Raw genomic sequence first — 17,912 nt, forward strand, 5'->3', positions numbered from 1 at the left:
AACTACGCACTAGCGTTAGCTAGTTCAGAAGGTGCCCAGTTTTATCAGTACCTAGTTGATCACGTAGTTTCTGGGCTGCTTCATCCATAAGTTGCTGGTCAGTGCTATCAGCAGACATCGCAGTGGCGAAGTCATAGTTAGCCATAGATGAGGTAGGAAACACATGAATATGAGTATGGGCGACGTCGAAGCCAGCAATAATATATCCCGCTCGATCGCTATGAAATGCTGCGATAATAGCCTTACCAATTTTTTGAGCAACCGCATTGAGGTGACCCCAAGTTTCAGCCGGTAAATCTGTCCATTTATCGACCTCAGCAATAGGAACAACAAGAACATGCCCATACGCGAGAGGCTCAATCGTAAGAAAGGCCACGACAGTGTCATCACGGTACACAAAACGACCGGGAAGGTTACCTTCAATAATCTGTGTAAAGACGCTACTCATACTATGAGATTCTAGCTGTAGACTAAAAGACTATGCACATACTTCTTATTGGTTCAGGCGCACGCGAACACGCATTAGCTATTGGATTAGCACAAGATCCAGCAACAACGGCACTGCATATTGCACCAGGAAACCCTGGAATGCAGTCCATTGCCACCTGCCACCCAGACATAACTGATATCGAAAACCCTGAGGTTATCGTCGCCCTTGCGCAAAAGATTGCTGCTGACCTTGTGGTCATTGGTCCAGAAAACCCATTGGTAGCTGGAGTAGGTGATGCATTGCGCCATGCTGGTTTTGCAGTTTTTGGCCCGAATAAAGCAGCGGCTCAGATCGAAGGCTCCAAAGCATTCGCGAAGGATGTTATGAAAAGCGCTGGGGTGGCTACCGCACGCGCTGAACAATTACTACCAGGGGCAACACCAGAGCAGATTGAGGAAACACTCGCACATTTTGGTCCACACTATGTGGTCAAAGATGATGGACTTGCTGGTGGTAAAGGCGTGGTAGTTACTACTGATATCGATCAAGCTCGCGCCCATATAAACAGTGTCCTAGCAGCTGGAAACCCAGTGCTATTGGAGTCTTTCCTTGATGGTCCGGAAATTTCTTTGTTCTGCCTGGTTGATGGCGAGACTGTTGTACCACTTTTGCCAGCTCAAGACCACAAGCGTGCATATGACAATGATGAGGGACCTAATACCGGTGGTATGGGTGCTTACACTCCATTACCGTGGCTGAGCCAAACACAAGTGCAACGTATTGTCGATGAGATATGCGTTCCGGTGGCAAAAGAGATGGTGAAAAGAGGGTGCGCTTACTCTGGTTTGCTCTATGCTGGATTGGCATGGGGTAAAGAAGGACCAGCAGTCGTCGAATTTAACTGTCGCTTTGGTGATCCAGAAACACAAGCAGTGTTGGCACTATTGGAGTCCCCGTTGGCAACAACCCTAGCTGCAGTTGCAACAGGAAAATTAGCTGAGCTCGCGCCATTGCAATGGAAAGAAGGTACAGCGGTGACCGTCGTATTAGCTGCTCAGGACTATCCTGCTCGGCCCCGTACAGGTGATGTTATCAGTGGCATTGATAGCTCTGTGGAAAGCATGGTGCGCCATGCAGGTACTGCGCATAGTGAACAGGGAGAGTTAGTATCCGCTGGTGGGCGCGTACTTAATGTCATTGGTGTTGGTCAGGATTTAGAGACTGCCCGAGCCCAAGCCTATGCTGCAATAGAAAAAATACATCTTGATGGTAGTCATTATCGCAGCGATATTGCCTTGCCAGCTTTGCACGGACGCATCAAAATCTAAATCATCTCCCGATACCAAACCAGCTTAATCGACGCCTAATCGACGCCTTTCACCAGGGTGATTAAGCTGGTTGCTTTTTTGTACGCAAAAAATGCCATAATGGACAACGTGGCTGAAAAAAAGAAGATCGCAAATGTTTTATCCTCCCGCTATGCCTCTGCTGAATTAGCGCAACTATGGAGTCCTGAGTCGAAAATTATTATGGAGCGCCAGTTGTGGCTTGCTGTCTTAAAAGGGCAAAAAGACCTGGGCGTTGAGATTCCTGATGAAGCAATTAGCGCTTATGAAGCAGTAGTTGAGCACGTAGATTTGGATTCTATTGCTCAGCGCGAAAAGGTAACGCGCCATGATGTCAAGGCGCGTATTGAGGAGTTTAATGCTCTTGCAGGGCATGAGCACGTGCATAAGGGCATGACATCACGTGATCTTACTGAAAACGTCGAGCAGCTACAGATTTATCGTTCTTTGGAGTTAGTGCATGGAAAGTCTGTGGCAGTTTTGGCACGGATTGCACAGCACGCTGCTAATTACCAAAATCTTGTGATGGCTGGACGGTCACATAATGTTGCAGCGCAAGCTACTACCTTAGGCAAGCGTTTTGCTTCCGCTGCGGAGGAAATGCTTATTGCATTAGAACGCACTGAGCAGCTGTTGGGGCGTTATCCACTGCGCGGTATTAAAGGTCCGATGGGAACTGCACAGGATATGTTGGACCTTATGGGGGGCAATGAAGCAAAACTTGCTGCATTAGAAACTCGTATTGCGGATCATCTTGGTATTAGCCGTGTTTTTGATTCTGTGGGGCAGGTTTACCCGCGGTCTTTAGATTTTGATGTGATCTCTGCTCTAGTACAACTGGGTTCTGGTCCTTCTTCTTTGGCGCATACGATTCGCCTTATGGCTGGTAATGAAACAGTTACTGAGGGCTTTAAGGAGGGGCAGGTTGGTTCTTCTGCAATGCCGCATAAAATGAATGCGCGTTCTTGTGAGCGAGTCGGTGGGTTGCAGGTTATTTTGCGTGGTTATCTCACGATGGTTGCTGATCTTTCCGGTCAGCAATGGAATGAGGGAGATGTATTCTGTTCTGTTATTCGTCGTGTAGCTTTGCCTGATGCGTTTTTTGCTCTCGACGGTATGTTTGAGACTTTCTTAACTGTGCTTGATGAATTTGGGGTTTTCCCTGCCATGATTGAGCGTGAGTTGGAACGCTATCTGCCTTTCTTGGCTACGACTAAAATCCTTATGGCAGCGGTACGTGCTGGGCTGGGTCGAGAGAGCGCTCATGAGATTATTAAAGAAAATGCGGTGGCTGTTGCCTTAAATATGCGGGAGAATGGTGGTGAACAAGATCTCATTGAGCGCCTTGGTGCAGATGAACGTTTGCCATTGAGTCTTGAAGAATTGCGTGCTGCTGTTGCAGATCGTGAAGCCTTTGTTGGTGCGGCGTCTTCGCAGGTAAAACGAGTATTGAGTCGAGTTAATGATGTGATAAATCGTTATCCTCGCGCGGCGGAATATACTCCTGGGGAGATCCTCTAGAAAGTAACTTTCTGCCTAACAATCTATAACGATTAGTCGTCTAGACCGCTCTCGATTACCACCTAGCTTGGGAACGGTCTAGACTTTTGCCTTATGCGTCCTGAACTTTCTCAGTACAGTCACCTATCCGCAGGTAAAGTCCGCGAGATCTATGAGATCGACGATGACACGTTGCTCATGGTCGTCAGCGATCGGATTTCGGCATACGATCATATTCTGGAACCAGAAATACCAGACAAGGGTCGTGTGCTTACTGCGATGAGTAAGTATTTCTTTGACAATATCGATTTCCCTAACCATCTGGCTGGCTCAATCGACGATGAGCGTATCCCAGAAGAGGTGCTGGGGCGAGCGATGGTGTGTAAAAAATTAAAGATGTTGCCGTTTGAGTGTGTGGTACGTGGCTATCTCACTGGCTCTGGCATGAAAGAATATCAAAGCACTGGTGCTGTGTGTGGTGTGGAATTACCTGAGGGGCTTGTCGAAGCAGATAAGTTACCTGAGCCTATTTTTACTCCAGCGACCAAGGCAGAAATCGGCGACCATGATGAGAATGTTTCCTTTGAGGCAGTCGTCGATAAGCTCGGTAGTGCGCGGGCAGAAGAATTGCGTGATGCCAGCATTGCTATTTATAAGCAAGCCGCTGCGATGACATTAGAACGCGGCATTATTTTGGCTGACACCAAATTCGAGTTCGGCTTAGACGAGAATAATAATCTTGTGCTGGCAGATGAGGTTTTGACTCCGGATTCTTCTCGCTATTGGTCGGCGCAAGATTATGTTCCTGGCAAGGTGCAAGCAAGTTTTGATAAGCAATATGTGCGTAACTGGCTTACTGGATCAAAGTCTGGGTGGGATGTAGATTCTCATATGCCGCCGCCGGAATTGCCTGGTTCTGTGGTTGAAGCAACCAGAGATCGTTATGTTGAGGCGTTTGAGCGTATCACTGGTGAAAAATTCTGCCATTGGATCGGTTGTTGCGTGTAGTAAGTTGGCGGCTTGAGCTATTCGACGCCAAACAGTAGCTGTGCCGCTGCGTAGCTGTGTGCAGGCGCTAGGTGGAAAGAAAAGCTATTATGGTCAGTTATGACTAATTCTTTCCCGCCTGTGGCGCCAATTATCCCAACCACCAGAACCACGCATGGTATTGACTTTGTGGATAATTATGAGTGGTTGCGTGAGAAAGACTCACCACAGACTCGTGCTTATCTTGAAGCAGAAAATGCGTATGTGCAGCAGCATACAGCTGAGCTTGATGAGCTAAAAGAAAATATCTATCAAGAGATTAAGTCGCGGGTTAAAGAGACAGAGATGTCGGTTCCCACTCGGATGGGAAATTATTGGTATTACGGCAGAACTGAAGAAGGAAAAAGCTACGGCTACTCTTGCCGTATTCCTGTTAGTGAGGGTGCCGATGCGTGGGTGCCACCGCATATTCCAGAAAATGAGCCTGTTGCTGGTGAGCAGATTTTGCTTGATCTCAATGAGCTAGCTAAGCAACATGAGTTTTTGTCTCTTGGCGCATCGTCAGTGACTAATTCTGGGCGCTATCTTGCTTATTCGCTTGATACTCAGGGCAATGAGCGGTTTACCTTGCGGATCAAAGATTTAGAAACCGGTCAAGATCTCGATGATGTGATTGAAGACGTATTCTATGGTGCTACTTGGATTGGCGAGGAGTATTTATTTTATCAGCGCGTTGATCAGGCATGGCGCCCAGATTCAGTGTGGCGGCATAAAGTTGGTACCCCGGTGGCTGAGGATGTTCGAGTTTTTTATGAAGAAGATGAAAAATTCAATGTAGGAATTGGTGGTGTTCGTAGCGATAAGTATCTCATCATTTCCTCTGGTTCTCGACTGAGCACGGAATTGTGGGCTCTTGCTCAGGATACTCCCGAAGCACAGTTCCGGTGTGTGCACAAGCGTCAGCCAAATCTAGAAGTCGACATCGATCATGCAGTGGTAGCGGGTCAAGATGTATGGATTGTGACTCATAACGCGGATGGTCCAAATTTTGCCGTGGGCTGGGTGCCCGTCGACGGGCGTGAAGAAGGTGATTTGGGGATTGCAGATTTGCATTCTTTGGTGCCGCATCGTGATGATGTGCGTATTGAAGGTGTGGATACCTACCGTGATCACATAGTGCTTGGTTATCGTTCTGGAGCGATTGGTCGGTTAGCCATTATGCAGCTTAACGACGCTGGCTTTGGTGTTTTTGAGCAGTTGGAGTTCCCAGAAGAGCTCTATAGTGCAGCTGCTCTTGGCAATCCGGAATGGGATGCGCCAGTTATTCGACTCAGCTATGAGTCCTTTACCACACCAGCACAAATATATGATTATGAGGTAGCTAGTGCTACGCGCACCTTGCTCAAAGAACAACAGGTGCTGGGCGATTTCGATAGCAGTAACTATACTGCTCGCAGATTATGGGTAAGTGCTCGAGACGGAGTAAAGATTCCCGTATCCATGATTTATCGCACAGATTTGGATTTATCCCAACCACAGCCTGCGTTGTTGACTGGTTATGGTTCTTATGAGTCTTCCATAGACCCTGGGTTTTCTATCCCGTGGTTGTCTTATCTTGATCGCAATATGATTGTGCTGGTTGCGCATGTGCGTGGTGGCGGCGAGATGGGTCGACTGTGGTACGACACTGGGAAAACCACAACGAAGAAGAATACGTTTACTGATTTTATTGATGTTGCTGATTACCTGATTGCACAGGGGATAACTACCTCAGAGCATTTGGTGGCAGTTGGGGGTTCTGCGGGCGGTTTGCTCATGGGAGCAGTAGCGAATATGGCTCCTGACCGGTTTAAGGCGATTAAAGCGGCAGTGCCTTTTGTGGATCCACTCACCAGTATGCTCAAACCAGAATTGCCACTTACTGTGGGGGAATGGGATGAGTGGGGTGATCCGCTGCATGATAAAGAAATCTACGAATATATGGCATCCTATGCGCCTTATGAGAACATTACTGCTCAGAAATATCCCAATATCCTTGCTGTTACTTCGTTAAATGACACTCGCGTGCTCTATGTGGAGCCTGCGAAATGGATTGCCCAATTGCGTGCGACGGCAACTGGTGGTCAGTTTTATCTCAAAACAGAAATGGTTGCTGGTCATGGCGGGGTATCTGGGCGCTATGAAAAGTGGCGGCAGATTGCTTTTGAGTATGCGTGGTTGATTCATCAAGCCACTGGAAAATTGGCATAACGTAAAAAACAGGCTCTCAGTTTTTAGAACTGGGAGCCTGTTGTGTAAAAGGAGAAAAGGATGTTTTCTAAGGAATCTCATGCATCTTAAAATTTTGTTGCCCATAGCCTATGCGTGGCGCCCCTCAACGTCACTGGCGGCAGTGCAACTTTTTTCTTGATGTTGTTGAATACGTCAACGCTTTATCAAGAAAGAGCTGATTTTAAGGTTTCAACTCGTTATCCTAGCTGCCATATCATCACTCCTTGCTATGAACTAATCGAAAAGATGGTGCAGGTTGTTGTGGTAACTCCCTGCCTGATGTGTTCCAGTAAAGCATTGGATGAGCTATTGGGCAAGCATGGCAAACCAAGAACAAAAACCTCTCTACCTGCATAAATGCATAAGATTAAAAGTAGCTGTGATGGCTGAGAGGTGCTGACAGGAAATACATATCTTTGGTTGGGTATGTTGAGCTGCCACTTTGTTGTTTTGCTCATAATGGTAGTGGCGATTTGGGTTAAAGAAGTAGAAAAATGAGAGTTTCCTGTATATTTCAGCAAAGTTTGCTAGCAGATATATGAGGTGGGCGTTCTTACGTGGTTTCAGCTCAGATTTCTTAGGATATTTTGTCGGATATTTCCAGCTTTTCGCGTTGCTATTTTTGCAGTATGCTGGGGAACTATTGATAGTTATATTCACCTGCTAAAAAGGGAGCTAAACAGATCGTGGCGCGTGTAGTAGTCAATGTAATGCCAAAAGCAGAGATTCTCGATCCTCAAGGGCAAGCAGTTGTGCGTGCTCTTGGGCGCATTGGTATCAGCGGGGTTGCTGATGTTCGGCAAGGAAAGCGTTTCGAGATTGAAGTAGATGATTCTGTCACTAAAGAAGATGTGGAAAAAATGGCAGAAACACTCCTTGCTAACACAGTGATTGAAGATTTTAGCGTCGTTATTGAGGAAGCAAAGTAATGAGTGCGAAAATTGGCGTAATTACGTTCCCCGGCACGCTTGATGATGTTGATTCTGCGCGTGCCGTCGAGCGTGCAGGAGCACAAGCTGTTCGGCTCTGGCACGCAGATCATGATCTCAGCGGTGTGGATGCCGTAGTGGTTCCTGGTGGCTTTTCGTATGGTGACTACTTAAGGACAGGTGCAATTTCTGCCTTGGCTCCTATTATGCGTTCAGTTATCGACGCCGCCCACAAAGGCATGCCAGTGCTGGGTATTTGTAATGGATTCCAGATTTTAACCGAAGCACGGCTTTTACCTGGTGCATTAACAAGAAACCAGGGGCTGCATTTTCATTGCGAAGATGTGAAGCTGATAGTAGAAAATAGTGATACTGCGTGGACAAACACCTTGAGTAGTGGACAAGAGATTTTTATTCCTTCCAAACACATGGAAGGGCGTTTCCAAGCCGATGAAAACACAGTGCGCCAACTAGAAGATGAAGGTCGTGTGGTATTTCGCTACACGGAAAACTTCAATGGTTCCGTTAATGCAATAGCTGGAATTTCTAGTGAAAATGGTCGCGTAGTAGGGCTGATGCCACACCCTGAACACGCTATTGATCTATTGACCGGTCCTTCTTGTGACGGTCTTGAATTATTCCTCTCCGCCATTGGCTCAATCGCAGCATAAGGAAAGACATGACTACCTTTAATGACACCGTTGAAGCAGCCCAGGCACACCCTGATCTCGAGCAGCCTTATGCGTCACTGGGCTTAAAAGACGATGAATACGCCCGTATCAAAGATATTCTCGGTCGTCGCCCGACCGACGCAGAGCTAGCCATGTATTCTGTTATGTGGTCAGAGCACTGCTCTTATAAATCTTCTAAAGTGCACTTACGCTATTTCGGCGAAACTACCACAGAAGAAATGGGTGCTAAAATCCTCGCCGGTATTGGCGAGAACGCTGGTGTTGTCGATATTGGTGATGGCAACGCAGTGACATTCCGTGTGGAATCTCATAATCACCCTTCTTATGTCGAGCCACACCAAGGAGCCGCCACCGGTGTAGGCGGTATTGTGCGCGATATTATGGCAATGGGTGCGCGTCCTATCGCAGTCATGGATCAGCTACGATTTGGTCCAGCAGATGCACCAGACACTTCTCGCGTATTGCCTGGCGTCGTCAGTGGTATTTCCCATTATGGAAATTGCCTTGGTTTGCCAAATATCGGTGGTGAAACCGTTTTTGATGAGTCCTATGCCGGAAACCCACTGGTGAACGCCCTGTGCGTTGGTACGCTCAAAGTAGAAGACCTCAAACTAGCTTTTGCCTCTGGTCTAGGCAATAAGGTCATGCTTTTTGGTTCTCGCACTGGTCTTGATGGCATTGGTGGAGTATCAGTGCTAGCTTCCGATACTTTCGAGGAAGGTGCAGAACGAAAACTTCCTGCAGTACAGGTGGGAGATCCATTCGCAGAGAAAGTTTTGATTGAATGCTGCCTTGATCTCTACAAAGCTAATGTTGTGGTGGGTATTCAAGACCTTGGGGGTGCAGGTCTTGCTTGTGCTACGTCTGAGCTAGCTGCCTCAGGTGATGGCGGTATGGAGATTAACCTTGATGCAGTGCCATTGCGCGCAGAAAATATGACGGCTGCTGAGATTTTGTCCTCAGAATCTCAGGAACGTATGTGTGCTGTGGTTCGCCCGGAGGATGTTGCGCGTTTCCAAGAAATTTGTGCGCACTGGGATGTTACCTGTGCCGAAATTGGCGAGGTCACAGATGGTGATCATCTCATTATTCGTCACCGTGGCGAACTTGTTGTTGATGCACCAGCACATACCATCGCTAATGAGGGGCCAGTATATGAGCGTCCAGTTGCGCGCCCAGAGTGGCAAGATCAGTTGCAACAATTCCAGGGCGTAGAAAAGCCACGTGATGCTCAAGGTATCAAGCAGGCGCTTTTCGATATGGTGTCTTCGCCAGCATTATGTTCTCGCGCTTATATTACCAACCAGTATGACCGCTATGTACTTGGTAATACTGTGGCTGCTAAAGACGCAGATGCAGGTGTATTGCGCATTGATGAACACACGCAGCGTGGTGTTGCTGTTTCCGCCGACGCCTCTGGTCGCTATACCAAACTCGACCCTAATACTGGAGCGCGTTTGGCTTTGGCAGAAGCCTATCGCAATGTTGCGGTCAGCGGTGCACGTCCAGTGGCGGTGACAAACTGTCTGAACTTTGGTTCCCCTGAAGACCCAGGTGTGATGTGGCAGTTCCGTGAGGCAGTACATGGGCTTGCCGACGGCGCGCAGGAGCTTGCTATCCCAGTTTCTGGCGGCAATGTCTCTTTCTATAATCAGACGGGCACTGAGGCTATTTTGCCAACTCCAGTAGTAGGAGTGCTGGGTGTGATTGAGGATGTTCATAATGCTATCCCAGCCGCATTAGGCACTGTGGCAGGTGTTGAAGAACTTTATCTATTGGGTGAAACCTTTGATGAGTTTGGTGGTTCCATTTGGCAACAAGTATCCGGAGCTGGTCTTTCTGGTATGCCACCGCGCATTGATTTGCGCAATGAACAGAAGTTGGTTGAGTTTTTTGCACAGCCAGGTATTGTGACTGCTGCTCATGATCTTTCTGAGGGTGGTTTGGCTCAAGCTCTGGCAGAACTTGCAATGCAGGCACAAAAGGGCATGGAGCTTGATATTACGCAGGTGCACGAGGACGCTTTTACTGCACTATTTTCGGAATCTGCGTCTCGTGCAGTGGTTGCTACTCAGCATGGTGAGGCAGTGGTGGCTCGCGCTCAAGAGCTTGGTATTCCGGTTACTAAAATTGGTGTTACTCGTGACGATAACATCTTTGCAGTCACCAGTGGTGAGCTTAACTTTGCTGTGGGCGTTGCCGAATTGACTGAGGCATGGCAAGCAACTCTACCTCAGCTTTTTGGTCATGCAGTGGGCGCGAATGCAGTGGTGGAATAAGAGAATAAAGGCATAGGTGCTAGTAGTGCATCTATGCCTTTATCTGTGATTATGAGAATTACTCAGCGCAAAAGCCGGAAAGCACGAAGAACGTGCACAACGCGCACAACACAAAGAATTCATTAATGCTGTGAATTGATGATCAGTGGTTGAGGTGAGTATTTTGCACGTAATTCTCTTAGCGTCTGTGCATGACCAGCAAGACGCACATCTTCTTCGGTGATTGGTACAAATTGTCTAGCAGGTAATGGATTTCCGTCTGCGTCAATGCCAATATACGTAATGGTGGCGTGAATAGCGGTTTCTAAATTAGTGCGGCCGCCTTGTGGTTTACCAGAACGTACATGCACAGACATTTGCATACTGCGTTCGTCGGTACGCATCATTCGTGCGTCAACTTCAATGAGATCACCGATATGAATTGGCTGGTAAAAACGGATACCGCCTGCGTACACTGCGACTGTATATTCTCCTGACCATTCCATAGTGCATGCAGCAGCAGCTTCATCAATCCACTCCATTGCGGTACCGCCGTGGACTTTTCCGCCCCAGTTCACATCGGTTGGTTTAGCCAAAAAGCGGGTGATGAGTCGAGGTGCACTAGAAGGTCCAGAATAGGTTTGACGCTCCATTTCTGCCTCAATTGCCTTGCGCAATTCTATGCGTGAGGTCGCTGCTTCTTGGACGTGTTTTTCGTCTTCGCTGCGTGGCTTAAAGTGTGGTACTTCGACTGATTTTCCAGTTTCGGTATCCATTGCCACAAAGATAACTAGACAATCGCAGGCTCGGGTGAAGATACCATCACGCGGATCAGCTGAGAGAACCTCATTGATGATGTGCATGGAACTGCGCCCAGTCATAGCGACACGAGAGCGCACTTCAACAAGGTGGCCAGACGGAATGGGGCGAGTGAAATGAATATGACCAACATAAGCGGTAACGCAATAGGTACCAGACCATTGCACTGCACAAGCGTAGGCAGCTTTATCTATCCATTCCAATACTCTACCGCCCCCAATGCCGTGGCTACCTGCCATGAGCACGTCGGTTGGTGCAGCAAGAAATCTCAGGGTTATCTCTGGTGAACGATCAGTTGAGCTCGCAGACATGATATGGACAATACCTCGAAAAGTCGGCAGTGGCTACTATGACCCTTACATTAGGATAATCCTCATGGGGAAAAAGAAAATTGAGCCACAACACATACGTCATGCGCTAGAAGCAGTGCAGGCGTGGGTGAAGGATCCGGATGGCGTCGACAAGCCAGATCGCGCTGCATTAGCCCAAGCGGTTCGGTTGAGTGTACGTGCGCTTGCTGAGGATGCTCCTGGTAATAGCGTGGAAGTTCGGGTGCCGCCTTTTGTGGCTGTGCAGTGTATTCAAGGCCCGAGTCATACCAGGGGCACTCCACCAAATGTGGTGGAAATGTCACCCTTGACTTGGCTAAGGGTAGCAATGGGTATTGAGCTTTTCGACGACAATCCCAGGATCAGCACCTCAGGAATACGTGCACGAGAGGTGTCACATTGGTTGCCGGTAGTAGATTTTTCGCGCAATTAATTTTGTTACATTGTTTATCCTCGGTCTACCTACTACGATTAGGTGAGTGGCACAGATTGAGCAGCCGAAAAACCAGCTAAAAAATCCACTAGATGTATGTGGTTATGATGATAAAAACGAGCAAGCTCCACGAGAGGAATGCGGCGTTTTTGGTGTGTGGGCACCAGGTGAAGAAGTAGCAAAACTGGCGTATTTTGGTCTTTTTGCTTTGCAACACCGTGGGCAAGAAGCAGCAGGTATTGCTGTGGGCGACGGCGATCAAGTCGTTGTATATAAAGATCTAGGGTTGGTGTCTCAGATTTTCGATGAGCCAACTCTGGAATCTCTCAGCGGTGATGTTGCAGTAGGGCATACTCGTTATTCCACTGCTGGTGGTGTGACGTGGGAGAATTCTCAGCCCATGTTCCGGGTCGCTCCAGATGGTACTGATGTGGCGTTGTGCCATAATGGTAACCTTGTCAATCTTTTGGAATTGATGAATGAAGCTGAGGAAAAAAAATTAGTTTCCGCTGCTGAGTTTCCTTCTGATTCCGATGTTATGACGGCACTGCTTGCAGAGAAAATCACCACAGGGCGTACGTTGCTTGATTCTGCGAGGCAACTATTACCGCGGATTAAAGGTGCTTTTTGTTTGACTATCACTGATGGGCATACGCTGTATGCAGCGCGTGATCCCGAGGGAGTTCGACCACTATGCTTGGGTAGGCTTGATCGTGGTTGGGTGGTTGCCTCGGAAACGTGTGCTTTGGATATTGTGGGTGCGTCTTTTGTTCGTGAGATTGAGCCGGGCGAACTCATTGCGATTGATGAATCAGGTATTCATTCAGAGCGCTTTGCTCAACCACAGCGTAAGGGATGTGTTTTTGAGTATGTTTATCTGGCTCGACCAGATTCTGTGATTCGAGAGCGTAATGTTAATTCCACCAGGCTTGAGATTGGTCGTCGATTAGCAAAAGAGTGGCCTGCTCAGGGCGATTTAGTTATTCCTGTGCCAGAGTCGGGTAATCCAGCAGCGGTGGGTTTTGCTCAAGAATCGGGTATTCCTTTTGGGCAAGGGTTGGTCAAAAATGCCTATGTGGGGCGTACTTTTATTCAGCCATCACAAACCTTGCGTCAATTGGGTATTCGCTTAAAACTCAATCCATTACGTGAGGTGATCCAGGGGAAACGCCTTATTGTGGTTGATGATTCTATTGTGCGAGGCAATACACAACGGGCATTGATTCGGATGTTGCGTGAGGCAGGGGCAGCGGAAGTTCATGTGCGTATTGCGTCGCCGCCAGTGAAGTGGCCTTGTTTCTATGGCATTGATTTTGCTAGTCCTGGAGAACTCATTGCAAATGTGGTTACTGGGGACAATGAAACAGAGATGGTGGCGAGCGTATGTAGCGCGATTGGTGCTGATTCTTTAGGATATGTCTCCACAGAATCGATGGTGGAAGCAACGCAACAACCTCGTGAGGAATTATGTTGTGCGTGTTTTGACGGGGTGTATCCATTAGGTTTGCCTGAAGGAAATGCCAATGCTGAGTTGGTGTCGGCGTTGCAGCGGGGTAGCTGCGGGGGCGTCGAATAGCAATCAATAATGCGATTGTGCATCTACATAAATACATGAAAATAAGTTAAGTATTGACAAAACCTTGATCAACCTTGACAAGCGAGGAAGAGGAAATGACTAAAGAAAAAGAACACGTTTCTTATGCTGCTGCTGGTGTAGATATTGAAGCTGGCGATCGTGCAGTTGAACTTTTTGCGCCACTAGCAAAGAAAGCGACCCGACCAGAAGTACGTGGGGGATTGGGCGGTTTTGCTGGATTATTTGCGCTTGGTAAGTATCGTGAGCCGTTACTTGCAGCAGGTTCTGATGGGGTGGGGACAAAACTTGCGGTAGCGCAAGCGATGGATAAACACGACACTATCGGCATTGATCTTGTTGCTATGTGCGTTGATGATCTTGTGGTGTGTGGTGCAGAGCCGTTATTCCTCCAAGACTATATTGCTATCGGCAAGGTTGTGCCTGAGCATGTGGCTCAGATTGTTTCTGGAATTGCACAGGGCTGTATTCAAGCTGGTTGTGCGCTTTTAGGTGGGGAAACTGCAGAACATCCTGGTGTAATGAAACCAGGTGAATATGATGTCTCCGCTACTGCAGTGGGTGTGGTCGAGGCAGATGAGTTGCTTGGTCCAGATCGGGTACGTGCAGGTGATGTGGTCATTGCGATGGCATCGTCGGGATTGCATTCTAATGGTTATTCTTTGGCTCGGCATGTGCTCTTGGAGAAAGCAGGTCTGCCGCTCGAAGGGTACGTCGAGGAGCTAGACCGTACTCTTGGTGAAGAATTGCTAGAACCTACTCGTATTTATGCTAAAGATTGTTTAGCGCTTGCCGACGAATGTGATGTGCATACCTTCTGCCATGTCACAGGTGGTGGCTTAGTAGGTAACTTGGTGCGTGTGATTCCAGAGGGTCTGGTTGCAGAGCTCTCGCGGGGGACATGGACACCAGGACCGATTTTCCGTTTTATTGAATCTGTTGGTCAGGTACCACAGGAAGAAATGGAAAAAACATTCAATATGGGGGTTGGCATGGTTGCTGTGGTGGCAGCCAAGGATCGTGAGCGCGCTCTGGCTATGCTTACTGCTCGGCATATTGACTGCTGGGAGCTGGGCACTATTCGACACGCCAGACCAGAAGATACTGAATCTGTTATTTTGAGTGAGAATCACCCCGAGTAATCGTTGACCAATTATGTGTGCTTTTTATCGTCCGCGTTATCATGTCACTGCACCAACCGGCAGGCTTAATGATCCCAATGGAATGTTCATAGATGGTGATACCCTGCATGCGTATTACCAAAAAGATCCTGCGTTTCCCTTTGCGCCTAAGCGTACTGGGTGGGGTCATGTGAGCATGAATATGCGTACGCGCACACAATGGATACATCATCCTGATGCGCTTTATCCCGATGCTGCCTATGACAGTAACGGTTGTTATTCCGGTGGTGCTATTCGTGATGAGTCTGGTGCCATTCGTCTGTTCTACACGGGCAATCTTTATCGCTACCAGGAGCAGCAGCGCATTCGTTTCACAAGTCAAAATAGTGTGCTAGTACACGATGTTGCTGGCGCTCATGGGGGAATATATCGGCGTAATCCGGGTAATCCGCTTATCGACGGTCCGGCTTCTGGTTATACCGAGCACTATCGCGATCCTATGATTACGCGTGATCCTCATGGAGGTCATACGTATCGCATGGTTCTTGGTGCGCAGCGGGAAAATGAAACAGGTGGAATTGTTCTTTATCATTCTGATGATTTAGACACATGGGATTTCGCTGGTGAATTGCACTTTGATCTCAGTAATGCCCAGCCGGGTACGTCGCCAGATATTATTCCGGGTGGATATATGTGGGAATGTCCGAATTTGGTGAGTATGCGTGATAGGCATGATGGCCAAATTTATGAGGTGCTCATTTTCTGCCCACAGGGGTTGGCGTCCCATACTGATAGCTGTGGTATGACGCATTATGCCAGCAGTGACCAATGTGGCTATGTCATTGGGCACCTTCGGGGGAATCGTTTTGAGGTGCTACGTGGTTTCAGTGAGCTTGATTATGGTCATCATTTCTATGCTCCTCAGGTGTGCTATGAGCAGCCAGAGCAGGACATAGCAGATTCGCTGATTATGCTTGGGTGGATGGGATTGCCAGCCCATGATGATACTCCTTCAGTGGATGCTGAAGGTTGGGTTCATTCTTTGACATTGCCGCGGCGCCTTATTCTTGATCAAGGTGTGGTGCGTCAAGAATTACTCATCCCCGACCTACCTCAAGGGGCGGCAGATGGTGTTTTTCATTATCAGACACAGCTTAACGACGTTGCGCAAAGGATAGTTTTAGCTGATACTTCGGGTACTGCCCGGGTGAGTATTTCTTATGAGCCAGGGTTTTTAAGAGTCCATTATGCAGGGGATACTCGTTGTGTCACGTGTGAACCAGGGCAGTGTGAGGTGTTCGTCGATGGCGCTACTGTAGAAATTACTGCGATGTCTGGGCGCAGAACTTTTTCTATTGCGGCTTTCCCAACGCCAGGGGAAACGTGGGTGGAACCATATAAAATATGAATGCATAGAACTAGATAAAACTAGCCCAAGATTCATACCTTAGCTACTGACGGTTTACTTAACATTTACTCCCATGTTTTAGCCTTGCCGAGGAAAGTTATTTCTCCACTAAGGGATACTGAAGTGGATGCCCTAAGAAAAGGTATGGATATGTCTAAGAAATTATTTGGTTCTCTTGCAATTCGCAGCGCGGTTGCTGTGACCAGTGTAAGTACACTCTTGGCGCTGGGTGCTTGTTCTACTGGTGCTGATACTGCAGCAGCAAAAAGCAAAGAAACAACCAAATCATCTTCATCTTCTGATTCTTCGGCTGACAAGAGCACAGGATCTGTGGGTAACACTGTTGATCGTGCAGCAAAAGGCACACTCAAGGAACATGGTGGTGCTCGTCGTTTAGAGGCAGATCAAAGTGAAGCTCTCAAAGAAGCTATCAGCGCTAGTGGTGCTAAGAATGTTATTTTGCTCATTGGTGATGGTATGGGCGACTCTGAGATCACTGCTGCTCGTAACGTTGCTGAAGGGGCTGGTGGCAGCTTTAAGGGACTAGATGCTTTGCCAGTGACTGGTCAGTACACTCACTACTCCTTGCACAAAGACGGTACTCCTGATTATGTTACCGATTCTGCTGCTTCTGGTACTGCTTGGTCTACCGGTACCAAGACCTACGACGGTGCTATCTCAGTTGATATTGATGGCAATCCACACTCTACAATCCTGGAAATTGCTAAGGCCAATGGCAAAGCAACAGGTAACGTTTCTACTGCAGAGATTCAAGATGCAACTCCTGCTGTGCAGGCAGCACACGTGGCAAAGCGTAAGTGCTATGGTCCTGACGATGCTGAGAAGTGTGGCGACGATCTGCTAGAAAAGGGTGGACGTGGCTCAATCTCTGAGCAAATTTTGGACACTCGTGCAGATGTGACCCTTGGTGGTGGACTCAAGAGCTTCAACCAGACTGCTAAGGCTGGTGAGTGGAAAGATAAGACTCTGCTTGATCAAGCAAAAGAGCGTGGTTACCAGGTTGTTAAGAACAAGGAAGAGCTAGACGCAATTTCTAAGGCAGATCAGGATGCGCCTGTTCTTGGTTTGTTCTCTGATGGAAATATGCCAGTTCGTTGGAAAGGCGAGCAGGCTACTAAAGAGGGATACCTCAAGCCAGCACAAGAGTGTGCAGAAAACGATGAGCGTACTGCTGATATCCCACGCTTGGCAGATATGACGCAAAAAGCAATTGATCTTCTTAAAGACAAAGAAGAAGGCTTCTTCTTGCAGGTAGAAGGTGCATCGATTGATAAGCAGGACCATATGGCAAATCCATGTGGTCAGATTGGTGAGACTGCTGATCTTGATGAAGCGGTGCAAAAGGCACTTGAGTTCGCTAAGCAAGATGGACAGACTTTGGTGGTTGTGACTGCTGACCATGCACATACCAGCCAGATTGTTGATGGTATGAGCCAGGAAGATATTGAGGAGATTGCTCAGGCTAAGAACATTAGCGTTGAAGAAGCTCGTGCGACTGTTTACCCAGGTTTGTCTAGTGTCTTGAAGACTAAAGACGGTGGGGAAATGACCATTGGTTATGCAACTTCTGAGAATGTTGATGTTGAAAATGAGGGTCATACTGGTACTCAGTTGCGTATTGCTGCTTTTGGTCCTAATGCGGCTAATGTTGCTGGTTTGACTGACCAGACTGATCTTTTCTTCACTATTGTTGAAGCGCTAGGTCTTGATGAGTCTAAGACTGCGTTGAAGAAGTAAGGAACTAAGCACTATGTAGTGGTGCTTGTTTATCCTG

General features: G+C 47.9%; 14 protein-coding genes. 12 read left to right on the forward strand and 2 right to left on the reverse strand.

Annotated elements, in window-relative coordinates; all coding sequences use genetic code 11:
• Window positions 1-19: 19 nt before the first annotated feature.
• Window positions 20-448, reverse strand: coding sequence for an HIT family protein (locus EML15_RS05540; RefSeq protein WP_144273847.1), 429 nt, complete (start codon window positions 446-448; stop codon window positions 20-22).
• Window positions 449-480: 32 nt separating this feature from the next.
• On the opposite strand from EML15_RS05540, the gene purD reads away from it, so the two are divergent.
• From purD to purL, 7 genes are all read left to right on the forward strand, one after another.
• Window positions 481-1,758, forward strand: a complete 1,278-nt coding sequence (purD, locus tag EML15_RS05545; protein ID WP_144273848.1) for a phosphoribosylamine--glycine ligase — start codon at window positions 481-483, stop codon at window positions 1,756-1,758.
• A gap of 99 nt (window positions 1,759-1,857) precedes the next feature.
• Window positions 1,858-3,297: an adenylosuccinate lyase gene (gene purB, locus EML15_RS05550; protein ID WP_168195017.1), complete on the forward strand. Its 1,440-nt coding sequence runs from the start codon at window positions 1,858-1,860 to the stop codon at window positions 3,295-3,297.
• A gap of 93 nt (window positions 3,298-3,390) precedes the next feature.
• A complete protein-coding gene (locus tag EML15_RS05555; protein ID WP_144273850.1) occupies window positions 3,391-4,284 on the forward strand; it encodes a phosphoribosylaminoimidazolesuccinocarboxamide synthase in 894 nt (297 codons plus the stop codon).
• Window positions 4,285-4,383: 99 nt separating this feature from the next.
• Window positions 4,384-6,513: a S9 family peptidase gene (locus EML15_RS05560; RefSeq protein WP_144273851.1), complete on the forward strand. Its 2,130-nt coding sequence runs from the start codon at window positions 4,384-4,386 to the stop codon at window positions 6,511-6,513.
• A 707-nt stretch (window positions 6,514-7,220) separates the two neighbouring features.
• On the forward strand, window positions 7,221-7,463 hold the full coding sequence (purS, locus tag EML15_RS05565; protein WP_144273852.1) for a phosphoribosylformylglycinamidine synthase subunit PurS: 243 nt from the start codon (window positions 7,221-7,223) through the stop codon (window positions 7,461-7,463).
• Complete coding sequence (gene purQ, locus EML15_RS05570; RefSeq protein WP_144273853.1) at window positions 7,463-8,134, forward strand: phosphoribosylformylglycinamidine synthase subunit PurQ; 672 nt, start codon at window positions 7,463-7,465, stop codon at window positions 8,132-8,134. Before purS ends, purQ begins: the two co-directional genes overlap by 1 nt.
• Before the next feature lie 8 nt (window positions 8,135-8,142).
• Complete coding sequence (gene purL / locus EML15_RS05575; RefSeq protein WP_144273854.1) at window positions 8,143-10,434, forward strand: phosphoribosylformylglycinamidine synthase subunit PurL; 2,292 nt, start codon at window positions 8,143-8,145, stop codon at window positions 10,432-10,434.
• Between the two features lie 122 nt (window positions 10,435-10,556).
• Here the strand turns inward: purL and EML15_RS05580 are convergent, their stop codons facing one another.
• Window positions 10,557-11,543 (reverse strand): acyl-CoA thioesterase, encoded by a 987-nt coding sequence (locus tag EML15_RS05580; RefSeq protein ID WP_144273855.1) that lies wholly within the window; start codon window positions 11,541-11,543, stop codon window positions 10,557-10,559.
• Between the two features lie 64 nt (window positions 11,544-11,607).
• On the opposite strand from EML15_RS05580, the gene EML15_RS05585 reads away from it, so the two are divergent.
• The 5 genes from EML15_RS05585 to phoA all read left to right on the forward strand — a co-directional run bounded on the left by EML15_RS05585 (window position 11,608) and on the right by phoA (window position 17,875).
• The gene (locus EML15_RS05585) at window positions 11,608-11,994 is read left to right on the forward strand and encodes a sterol carrier family protein (RefSeq protein ID WP_144273856.1); all 387 of its coding nucleotides are present in this window, start codon (window positions 11,608-11,610) and stop codon (window positions 11,992-11,994) included.
• A 46-nt stretch (window positions 11,995-12,040) separates the two neighbouring features.
• Window positions 12,041-13,570: an amidophosphoribosyltransferase gene (gene purF, locus EML15_RS05590; RefSeq protein ID WP_144273857.1), complete on the forward strand. Its 1,530-nt coding sequence runs from the start codon at window positions 12,041-12,043 to the stop codon at window positions 13,568-13,570.
• 95 nt (window positions 13,571-13,665) lie between these two features.
• A complete protein-coding gene (gene purM, locus EML15_RS05595; protein WP_144273858.1) occupies window positions 13,666-14,730 on the forward strand; it encodes a phosphoribosylformylglycinamidine cyclo-ligase in 1,065 nt (354 codons plus the stop codon).
• A gap of 13 nt (window positions 14,731-14,743) precedes the next feature.
• Window positions 14,744-16,117: a glycoside hydrolase family 32 protein gene (locus EML15_RS05600; RefSeq protein WP_144273859.1), complete on the forward strand. Its 1,374-nt coding sequence runs from the start codon at window positions 14,744-14,746 to the stop codon at window positions 16,115-16,117.
• Window positions 16,118-16,267: 150 nt separating this feature from the next.
• Window positions 16,268-17,875, forward strand: coding sequence for an alkaline phosphatase (gene phoA / locus EML15_RS05605; RefSeq protein ID WP_144273860.1), 1,608 nt, complete (start codon window positions 16,268-16,270; stop codon window positions 17,873-17,875).
• Window positions 17,876-17,912 lie beyond the last annotated feature (37 nt).

The organism is Corynebacterium sp. sy017 (assembly GCF_017918135.1).
Classification (GTDB): domain Bacteria; phylum Actinomycetota; class Actinomycetes; order Mycobacteriales; family Mycobacteriaceae; genus Corynebacterium.